The sequence below is a fragment of the Vibrio viridaestus genome, from assembly GCF_003856525.1.
Classification (GTDB): domain Bacteria; phylum Pseudomonadota; class Gammaproteobacteria; order Enterobacterales; family Vibrionaceae; genus Vibrio; species Vibrio viridaestus.
The window spans coordinates 1-663 of sequence record NZ_RJVQ01000073.1 but is presented as its reverse complement, the minus strand read 5'-3'; the positions used below and the strand labels follow the sequence as shown (position 1 = coordinate 663).

Sequence of the window (663 nt, the reverse complement as noted above, 5' to 3'; positions counted from 1 at the left end):
GGAGAACGTTCTTTTGCTGATATTATTACCAGTATTCGATACTGGGTCATTCATAGCATTACTATACCTTCCCTTTTCATTGCGGGCTGGTTATTCGTCAGCACGGGTTTAGCTTATGATGTGTTTGGAAGTCCCCGACCAAATGAGTATTTTACAGAGAGCCGACAAGGMATTCCATTAATMACWGGCCGYTTTGATYCTTTGGMACAACTCGATGAATTTAGTAGATCYTTTTAGGAGGWCCCAATGACTATAGATMGRACCTATCCAATTTTTACAGTGMGMTGGTTRGCTGTTCAYGGACTAGCTGTACCTACCGTTTCTTTTTTGGGGTCAATATCAGCAATGCARTTCATCCAACGATAAACMTAATTCAATTATAGAGCTATGACACAATCAAATCCGAACGAACAAAGTGTTGAATTRAATCGTACCAGTCTCTATTGGGGGTTATTACTCATTTTTGTACTTGCTGTTTTATTTTCGAATTATTTCTTCAATTAAGAAAAGARCGTAGAATRATAAAATAAAAAATAAAGAGTAGTAATTTTATTATCCCATTCGGATGGATTATATATAATAATTATCTCTGACTGTTTATGTTTCTAGCATGACCACTCGATTAAATGTGGAGGGAAGCGGGATAAATGGCTGATACTACTG

Annotated in this window: 3 protein-coding genes; all 3 read left to right on the top strand. The window is 36.5% G+C overall.

The genetic code is table 11. The features are described 5' to 3' along the window. Positions 1 to 237, top strand: a 237-nt coding sequence (gene psbE, locus EES38_RS23255; protein ID WP_124939289.1) for a cytochrome b559 subunit alpha, incomplete at its 5' end; no start/stop codon positions are given. Between the two features lie 9 nt (positions 238 to 246). Next, positions 247 to 366, top strand: coding sequence for a cytochrome b559 subunit beta (gene psbF / locus EES38_RS23250; RefSeq protein ID WP_124939288.1), 120 nt, complete (start codon positions 247 to 249; stop codon positions 364 to 366). Positions 367 to 387: 21 nt separating this feature from the next. Continuing rightward, positions 388 to 504 (top strand): photosystem II reaction center protein PsbL, encoded by a 117-nt coding sequence (gene psbL, locus EES38_RS23245; protein WP_124939287.1) that lies wholly within the window; start codon positions 388 to 390, stop codon positions 502 to 504. The last annotated feature ends 159 nt before the right edge of the window (positions 505 to 663 follow it).